Source organism: Pseudomonas sp. DR 5-09 (genome assembly GCF_001655595.1).
Taxonomy (GTDB): domain Bacteria; phylum Pseudomonadota; class Gammaproteobacteria; order Pseudomonadales; family Pseudomonadaceae; genus Aquipseudomonas; species Aquipseudomonas pharyngis.
In genome coordinates, this window is record NZ_CP011566.1 from 2,203,940 (window position 1) to 2,213,767 (window position 9,828).

Sequence of the window (9,828 nt, forward strand, 5' to 3'; positions counted from 1 at the left end):
AGAGTTGTGAACTCCAAGACTGCGATCCACCTAACGCGAGGTGCTACGTTTGAAGGATTTATTGGCAGTCGATGAGTCAGAGGCGTCGGAAATTACGACTGATGCCAAGACGGCTAACCGACCTGCACGTAACCAAGGAAAGGCACGTATCCTTCAACCCATAGCAGACGAAGCCGACTACGTACCACCTGATTTCAGCGGGAGCCGGCGAACCAGGATTGGCTCGAGTTTCATTGAGCAGTTTGTTGCAGGACATGATGCAAGTGACGTACTGCGCGAGCTTGTCCAAAACGAATATGACGGCGGCGGAGCTTCACTGACGCTCAACTTCGGAGGCCATTCGCTTGAGGTAGTCGGTACCGGACGAAATATAGAGCGCAATGGGTGGGAGCGGCTCTCTGTGATTGTCGGTACGGGCAATGTGCTGGGCAGCCGGCAAGAAGAGGTTGTGGCGCCGAAAGCAAATGGTATCGGCTCCAAGAATTTCGGATTACGTTCGTTGTTTCGTTTTGGCGATCAAATACACGTACGATCAGGCGGGCAGGTCGCATTGCTTGATCTTCAAACACAAGAAACAGGCCGTGAACGAGACCCAGCGTCGTCCCGGCGGAAGGGTGTTCGCGTTCACGTGCCTTATAGGCTTAAGTCGACAGAGCTGCTGGAGGCGTTTAGCGTCGAAAGAGAGGCGCATGCCCTCGATATGATGGCTGCAGGCATGCCGGACACGCTAGTCAAACTTGCACTTACTGGAAAAAAAAGCGGACTGCGTGAGGTCATTATTCGATCGGTCCGCACTGGTCGTGTGCTTTATTGGAAACAAGACGCCAAACGCGAGCGCTCCTTTGCTGCGCACGTCACTATGACGAAGAGGGCTGGTGCGCTCGTCGATCAAGATGGCAAACGAATCCAGTTCCAGGAGGAGGAGTTTTTGCGGACGGTCGAAATTCCTGAAAGGTTTTCAGGACGATCTTTTCCGGCATATTACAGACAACCTGGCGGAAAGTTACGTATCGCGGTGTCGGTCCCGATCCTTCGCCGGCGAATCGATCTCCGGCAGTTTGGTCACATCTATTATCCATTGAAAGCACCCTCGTCCGTCACTGGCTGTGCCGTCAGTATCAGTGCTCCATTCGAACTCAACACGGATCGAAGCGGGATAAACGACCACGTTTGGAACGACTGGCTTATCGACCAAGCCGTCGAGCTGACAATTGATCTTCTCAAAACTGATTGGTTCGACAGATATGGCGCGGACGCATTCAAGGCACTCGTTAGCAACGGCAACCCCAGCTCGACGCGCTTTTCAAATGAAATAGCTCAGCGCCTTGCGACTGACGCTTGCTGGCCTACAGGGGATGCATCCAATCCTCACTTCGCCCGCGCGACTGAGATCGTGCTTCCTACGGATCCCGAGCTGCACGGTTTTCTCAGTGCTAATCGCTATCTGGTCCCTAAGCTTTCGGGCGACGAGGCGTTGTCCAGCTTGGCGGTAGAATGCGGTGCTAAGCAATTCACACTTTCTTCGTTAGTAAGGCTGCGATGTGCAGGTGATGATTTAAAGGGTCTTGAGACCAAAATTGGCAACGACGCGAATTACTCCTTCACGAACTATCTTGGTGCCATGACCGGCATAGACATGCAGAAACGCCAAGCTTTGGCGTTGTCGGCTTACCCGCGACGATTGAGTAAGCTGAATAAAGCCGACTTGGGTAATACTGCTTCGACTTTGAATGCTGTTGGTGAACTCTTACCCGCTGTTCGACTGATGATCGTAAGCCCAGATCTTTGGATTGATTGCCCGGAACCTTTGGCCAACCGGCTCCATCCAGAACTCATTCAATGCAAATCAATTTCAAGTCACTGCCGTACATTCGACGAAGAGCAATGGCTGATTGACGCCGCTGGCCGCTCCGCCTCCGCTGTAGGCGATGACCGGGAGCGAGAAACGCTCTACCGGAAGTTACTGACCAGCGAGAAGCCGATCAGCCGTCTCGTTCTATCAGCATTACGCAACAATCCTACTGTCAAGAATCAGCGTGGTCAGTGGGTAGCGCCGTCTACCATGGTGCACCTCAAAAAGCCCTTGGCAACGCAGCTCGATGCGGCGATAGATGCCCCATCGAAGGAGATGCTTAAGGCGTCAGGATTGATCGCGCGCTTGCGGATTCGTAGTTCGCTAAATGGCTCGGATCTCGTCCGTTACGCTCGATTGGTTGCCGAGCGTCCTGAGATAGCTGAACGATTTGAAAAGCTGCTTACCGAAAATTTCAATTTGCTCGTTCCTGCGGTCATAGATGAACTGCAGGTGATCCCCTGTCTGATGTCGCGATCAGGGCAGCCTACGGCTCCTTGCATGCTTCACCTCGACACGAGGTCCAATCGGTTATGCATCGATGACGACCACCGAATTGTCGGGGGGAGTCATGATCTGCTGTATCGTAAGCTGAAACTCTCAGTCGCACCTGGTTCGGAGATTTTGGTCGATATTCTCAATCGCCGTATGCAAGAGGGACGGGCTCCTAATCGGCCTGATTTGATATATCCGGCACTTGTGGAGGCCATTAAGCGCGAGCGGCGCAACAAATCTGAATTTCTTAATATGCGGATTTGTTGGGTTCACGACGGCTTCTACCCCCCTTCCGAAATCCTGGTTGGTTCCAGGACGGCAACCCCGCTAGGCGAGGTGTTCCCTCTCTACAAACATTCCGACGCAGTCGGAGATGCATATTTTGCGCTTGGCGCTGCGAGTCAGCCTAATGATACGCATTGGTCGCGCTTCTTCCGAAATGTGGCAGCCGCATGGGCAACTGACACCCACTTAACATCGGATAGACGGGCCATCCTACTAGAGGCTTACCGCCTACGTAGGAGCTTTGGCTTACCCTCAGGGCTTGAGGATGTTCGCTGCTTGATCGACGATCGAGCGCGACTCTTCACTCTTGGTGAGCTGCGTTCTGGAAAACTCCTCGAACCGGATTTTCCAGCACTCGAACAAGCACTTCGAAATGCAGACAGTGCCACCGGAGTCGTTGACAGAACCGAACACGTGCGCTCATTTTTTGCAGGTCTCGGCATTCGTCCACTGTCAGCAATCGCTGGTACAAGTGAGGCTGTACTCGGTTCTTCGTGTCGACCACCACTTTGGTTCAAGCCTAAACAGGCCGAGCGCGTCATCGCCATTCTGCATAGACCGCTTCTTGCGCGCGCACTGTTTGAAGTTGCCTATCGAAATCGGCATGGTCATTCAGGTTTCCAGCCAGCGTCACTTTCCATGATCAAAAGGGACCTCCTCAGTATTCGTGACATTGCTTTTTTTTCGAGTATGGAGCGTCGCTACAGCGTGGCTGGGACGAGCGTTGTCGTTCCTGCTCAGGTAGCGGTCAGTGCTGGGCAGGTCTGTGTCATTCCGCCAAAGACCAAAAGTAGATTTCAACTATTGCTTGCTGAAGCGCTTGCAGAAATCGCTGGCGCTACCAGCGTGGCGACGATGCGCAGCATCGCCAACGCATTTCTTCCGCTTCTTCTTTGTGGAACGCTTGAGGAGTTAAGAGAGTATCTAGAGCAGATGGGGCTTTCCAATAGCTTCCGATCGATCGCGGATGATGAGGAGGCCAACGATCTCGAAGACGATGACGAAAGTGATGAAGATTTTGAGGAGCTTGCATTGCGTCAGGTCTTCGACAATCTCAACACCTCTGGTTCGACTAGCAGCGACGCGGTCCAGCCCGTTGATACAGCTACGCCGCGCATAATTAACGCTCCGCCTGCGCTTCCACCTACGGCACCTACTTTCGCTTTACCGAATCTCGAAGATGTCTTACTAACGGTCGCGCCGACCCAAGGAGTAGAAATCGAACTACGCGGAGGAGGGGGAGGTGGTGGCGGTGGAACCACGAATGTTTGGCTACCACCCACGGCTGCGGAGAATGAGCGGGCTCGTCGTGTGGGGCAACGTGGTGAGGAACTGGTCTATCGCATGGAGCTTCAGAAAGTACGAGATATGGGCTATGCGAAACCTGAGCTGTACGTCGTATGGACATCGCAAGACGATCCGGGCGCCGATCATGACATCCGCTCCATTGACATCAACGGGGAGCCGCGGTGGATTGAAGTGAAATCGACCACAGGTGTGGATGGCAGATTTGACTGGCCCCGCAGAGAGTTTGAAAAGGCACTGCGTGAGCGGGAGCGTTATGAGTTATGGCGCGTTTATCGCGTCGCCGCTAAGGAACCCGTGGCAAAGTGCTTCACCAACCCATCGCGCATGCTTGGGGCGAGACAGATTACGCTTGAGCTCGGCATGTTGCGCGCCAATATCGAGAAGTTGGTAGAGTCGTTCTAGGGCAATTGCATCATAAGTCGCTGAATTCTTGCCCTTACGCCGCTACTGAGCTCCGGTTGTGGTCTCTGATAAGAGTGGCTGGGGAGATTTCGGAGAAATTACATAAATACGAAGGCTACGCCCCAGATATCCCACCTTTACGATCTCTTAGGTTGGTAATTCTGATGTGTAGTGCTGAGGGCTGAGCTTCATTGCAGCTAAAGCTGACATTTCATCCTGGCTGATCTACATTCTAGCCGTCCATCTGACTCAGGCGATCTTCATGCTGACTGGCTCCAATCACCTGTATGCAGCTTGCTATGCAGCATTGCCTATTATGAGGATGCGCAGGGCTTCAACTTGTCTGCGCGCTGGAAGACTGGGGCGTATCTCAGCCTGGGGAACCTCTGGCTCTGACTGTCTAGTGATAGCGTGCGCGCCGAAGACATGCAACGTAATTTCAGGGGGTGACACGATTTGGATCTTTACTAAGCGTAATGTAATATCGCTGATGGAAACTGTTTCGGATGAGTTTTGGAAACGTTAACTTGTAATGGCGAAGTCCTAGCTGCCGCAAATTATTAAAAGGTAAGGATACATGCAGGATAAGGCTCACGATGGCACCGGTTTTTTTGACTCAGCGGTGATAAAAATATCGGCGGTCATATTAGCTGTGGCAGTAATTTGTGCCGGAAGTGTCATTGTAATTTACAAAAAGCATTTTGCTGGCGAATATTTAGTCGATCATGCTGCATGGGGGCAGTTTGGTGATTTCTTTGGAGGGACCTTAAATCCGATACTCGCGATGCTGTCTTTGTTTGCGATATTAGGCGCTTTAATTATCCAGTCCCGAGAACTTTCTCATTCTACCTCTGCTCTGAAGGAGCAAAGTGCTCATTTAAATGTTCAGGCGTTTGAAAATACCTTCTTTTCCATGGTTCTTCTTTATAATGAAAATGTCAAGACTTTAGATCTGGAAGATACTGAGAAAAAAGAGGATTATAATCAGGGTCGGGGAGCGTTTCGTATATTGCTGCGAAGACTCAAGATCAATTATGAGAACGTAAAGAAATATCATTCCACTGGTAGGGATGAGCGCGAAATAATTGCGCAGGCCTATAAGGTTTTTAGTGCTGATAACGATAGGTTTATTGGACACTACGTGGGATCTCTAAAAAGCATTATTGATTTCATAGAGGTGCGAAGCCCTAGCAATCCATTGCAATACTACTCGATTGTTAACGCCCAGTTATCCGCAAATGAAAGGCTTCTTATTTTTTACCATTCGCTGAATTGTAGTGGATCGTTAGCATTAGATAACTTAAATAAATATAATTTTTTTGGAGATATTTCAAAGCAGTTGTATTTTGATGCAGATCTTCATTCTTCTTTGGTAGTTAACCCCATTTAGTGAGTTTTTAATTATGAATCCAAGTCAGCAGTTGGCCACGAAGTCTACAAGCGTCAGTGAACTTATAAAGTCTACCTATTTTGTGGTACCTCCTAATCAGCGCGAATACAGGTGGGGTTTTGAACAGCTCGAGAAGCTATGGGATGACTTGATTACTGCTGTCAAGGAGCAAGGGCCTGGTGGTAATGCAATTGGTCACTTTTTAGGTGCGATTGTGGTGATTGGTCAAGAGCAGTCTCACGATAGCGCGAGATGGGAGATAATTGATGGGCAACAGCGGTTGACTACCATCACAATTCTTTCGGAGTGTTTGCGATCTTATACTTCAGAGATAATGGATCAAAAGATTCGCTTGAAGCTTGAGCATGTTTTGCTTGATTGTGTTGTGGCGCCAAATGCCGGTTTTGTTCCCCGCCTAAAGTTAAATAGGGAAGATGATTTTTACTGCAATAGTTTATTCGAAAACCCTTCGGTCGAATCTAAGCGAGAGTATTGGGATAGAGCGGGCGATAAAAAATCCGAGGTTCAGGCCAATATTATTAGGGCGTTCGATTTTTTCTACAGCTCTATAGAAGAAGAGTTGAAAGGCAAAGATTCAGAGGAGAGGCAATCTCGGATAAGAGATCTGGTAGAGACTTTGACCGAGTTTTTTTATGTTTTGGTTGTTCGTACTGCTAATTTATCATTGGCATATCGCTTGTTTGAGACATTGAACGAGCGGGGGCTAGATTTGTCTCAAGCTGATCTTATTAAGAATGTCTTGTTGGAGCATGCAGTGTCCTCCGGCGGAAATGTAGTGGAAAGCGTTACAAGGTTGTGGGATGTCTTTATAGATAATTCGGAAAGTCAGCCTGATAATAAGAAGCTAGATTTGCCTCAGTTAATTCAATTTTCTTTTACGTATCGCCATGAGCGGGTTAAAAAGGAGATGATATTTGAAGAGGTTTCTAAGGTGCTTTCGTCAACTACAATACGGGCACTCGATTTTGCACAAGAGTTTAGTAAGGATTCCTTGAATTGGCGGCAGTTCCTACTTGGTGATTTAAAAGGATGGGATGTCGAGTTAGAAGATTTGAGGTACGCAATTGTAGATCCATTATGGAAGTCGCACTGTGCTTCTTTTATTATGGCAATAATGGATAAGCACGGCGAAAATGTCGCGGCTCTTAAAAAGTATCTAGTTCTTGCTGAGAACTACTTGTTTAGACAGGGGCTTATTGCAAAAGATTCTGTGGGTTCGTTGCAAGAGTTTTTTGGAGAGGCATCCGCGATGGTAAGAGCGGATTTGTCACTCGCAGAAGTGTCGAATTATTTCTCGAGAAAAAGTTCGGATGAGCGGTTCGTGGAGAATTTCTCAAGAGCTGCTGTGAGTAATATCAGGCAAGCATTTTACATAATTTGGAAAATAGAAAATTATATTAAACCAGTTTTGGATACGAGGCCGCGTAACAATAATGCTTCCCAGAGAGTAGAGTTTATAATGCCAAAGAAGCCAGGGGTGGAGTGGCTCGGAGTGCAAGAAAAAGAAGGTTATAGTGGATACTTAAATAGAATTGGCAATCTTCTTATGCTTCCTCATGATGTCAATCAGGCAGTGAAGAACAAGGCTCTGTCTGTAAAATTTGAGAATGATGATAATTTGGATTATTTGCGAAGTGGTTTAAGTTTGCCAGTCAGTGTGGCGAAAAATACTCACAGTTGGCTGGAGAAAGGGGAGTGGACTTTTGAAAGTATTGCCAAGCGACAATTGTATCTTGCTGAAACCTATGCAACAAATGTTTGGCCTCTAAAATTTGAGGAGTGATATTTTCTTTCAATGATTGTGGTGTAGCCCTATGTTCTCCTGTTATGGTAATGGACATAGGGCATTCGATTAGTATTGGTTAAATACAGCGGAGCAGTGCAATCGCCGCTGTTGATAAAAAATTGGTCCAATCTACTGACTGGGGTGACAGATGCGCGGGCAGCTTGAGTTGAGGCAACCAGGATGCCATCTTCTTCGGTGTGGACCCTGTACGTTACCGTAGTGGGGGTAATCGCCGCAAACTACATCGCAGTGGTTCTACACTGTGCGCTCTCCCACGGCTCTTCAGGCCATTCTTCGATTCTATTTGGCGTTCCAAACTAAGTCGTCACGCATCTTCCGAAATGGCGTATCGTTTCGTTAGCAACGAGTGCGATTGTAACAAGCTCGTTTTAGTGCCTTTTTTTTCTTCGCCTGTTACTCTGATGTTGGAACTTTAGATTTATAAACGAAAGGACGCCAAGGATGAATATTAAGCCCGTTCATGCTGCTGTAGGAGATGTTTTTGGAGATAAGACGGTTTTCTCCGTCCCTAAATATCAGAGAGGCTATGCTTGGGATTCTGATTCCGTTCAAGATTTCATTTCTGATGTGGATGTATGTTATCGCTCGCGTGTAGGTGGAGCGCATCGTGAGCATTTCCTTGGCGGTATTCTTAGCATTAAAAGTGATATTGAGGGGGTTGCTAATGCTGTCCATTATCAGCTAGTTGATGGTCAGCAGCGAATAACGACAATTGTGTTGTTCGGGTATGCTCTGATGGACGTCTTTAGCGAACTAGCGGATTTTCTTGTTGATCTCGAGCTCAGGAAAAGGGTTGAGCACTATGTAAAAAATTTAAAGACATCATTTGTTACTCACGAGCAGGTGGTTAATCGAGTTGTCACAAGTGCCAATGTTCTGACTTTGTCTAAGAAAGATGAGGGTTATTTTCGAAGTTTATTGTCAGGAAATGAACCGGATTGTGAAATTGACTCGCATGAAAAGTTATTGTCCGCGATGGGTAAAGTTGTTGCGTATTTGAAAGAAGTACAAAATCAATTTGACGATTTTGCCGAAAAAGTTGACGCTCTCGAGCAGGTACATGATGTATTGCTTAGCGATTTTTCAATGCTTCATATGGTCGCGGAGAACAAGCCAGATGCCTATAGATTATTTCAGGTAATTAACGATCGGGGCGTTTCGCTGACAGATGGAGATTTGCTAAGGGTTAAGACCTTAGAACTTTTGGAAGATTATGGTGATGAGCAGTTAGCGGCTGAACAAATTTGGGACGATATACTGTCGGACAAGCCAAATAAAACGTATGATTTTTTACAATGGATATATGAGTCTCATGCATATAGACGAGCCAGGTCTGGTGCGCTCGCTGATGTATATATGGAGGCATTTTTCGAAGGGTTGGCACCAGGCGGAGTAAAAAAGAAAGATGCAAAATATATCATCGCGCAGCTAAAAGTTATTCATGCAGATGTGGAGCGCTGCAGAGCTTTTACAAAGGGTGAGTGGATATTTGCAGATCAAAGGCCTGTGACGCCCTGGGATAGAGCCCGGTTGGCAAGCTTGGTCGTTCATTTAGGGCACACTCTCAGTGTTCCTCTATTGCTGGCTGCAAGTGAACTGGGTCATGTCAAGTTTAGAGATATTGTTTTAATGCTTGAGCGAGCATTTTTCAGGTATAAAATTATTTGCAATGAGCATGTGACTCCGCTAAAGGGGCTTTATTATTCAGAATGTGAAGTCATACGTACTCAAGGTGCTGCGTATAGCGTCAATTCACTAAGGCAGAAGCTAGGGGGGTTGCTTGAGCAGCGTGCACCATTACATAACTTTATCAATGGTTTGATGTCATTGCATTATCAAAGTAAAACAGGAGGCAATAAAAACATAAAGCATTTTTTGATGATGCTTGATTCCTATTACGCTTGGTACGAGAGTGGGGCGGTAGGCGTGCCAAAATGCCTTGAAGGACATAGGTTGTTGGATTTTGGGGAGACATCTATTGAGCACGTATATCCAAAAAATGCAAAAGCAGCAGATATCGATATTGAGATGGAGCCTAGAAAAAATTCCATTGGTAATCTAACTATTCTTGATCCGGAGATAAACTCAATGGCCGATAACGACAATTTTACGGCTAAACGAGGTGTCTTCAAATCTTCGTCGATTGCGTTAAATCAAAAAATCGGCAAGAAGCTCAAGTGGAATTTGAAAGCTTCTGTTGAGTATGAAAGGAATGTGCTGGAAATGGCGCGCCATATCTTTGTTGTGTAGTGTGAATCGTGCCGACGG

At 47.3% G+C, this 9,828-nt stretch carries 4 protein-coding genes; all 4 read left to right on the forward strand.

The window, feature by feature from the left end:
• Window positions 1-49: 49 nt before the first annotated feature.
• The 4 genes from PDR5_RS09870 (at window position 50) to PDR5_RS09885 (ending at window position 9,810) form a co-directional block, all read left to right on the forward strand.
• Window positions 50-4,342, forward strand: a complete 4,293-nt coding sequence (locus PDR5_RS09870) for a DUF3883 domain-containing protein (RefSeq protein ID WP_064594893.1) — start codon at window positions 50-52, stop codon at window positions 4,340-4,342.
• Between the two features lie 577 nt (window positions 4,343-4,919).
• Entirely contained in the window at window positions 4,920-5,732 is an 813-nt protein-coding gene (locus PDR5_RS09875; RefSeq protein WP_064594895.1) for a putative phage abortive infection protein, read from the forward strand.
• 13 nt (window positions 5,733-5,745) lie between these two features.
• A complete protein-coding gene (locus tag PDR5_RS09880; protein WP_064594897.1) occupies window positions 5,746-7,536 on the forward strand; it encodes a DUF262 domain-containing protein in 1,791 nt (596 codons plus the stop codon).
• 465 nt (window positions 7,537-8,001) lie between these two features.
• On the forward strand, window positions 8,002-9,810 hold the full coding sequence (locus PDR5_RS09885; RefSeq protein WP_082934375.1) for a DUF262 domain-containing protein: 1,809 nt from the start codon (window positions 8,002-8,004) through the stop codon (window positions 9,808-9,810).
• The last annotated feature ends 18 nt before the right edge of the window (window positions 9,811-9,828 follow it).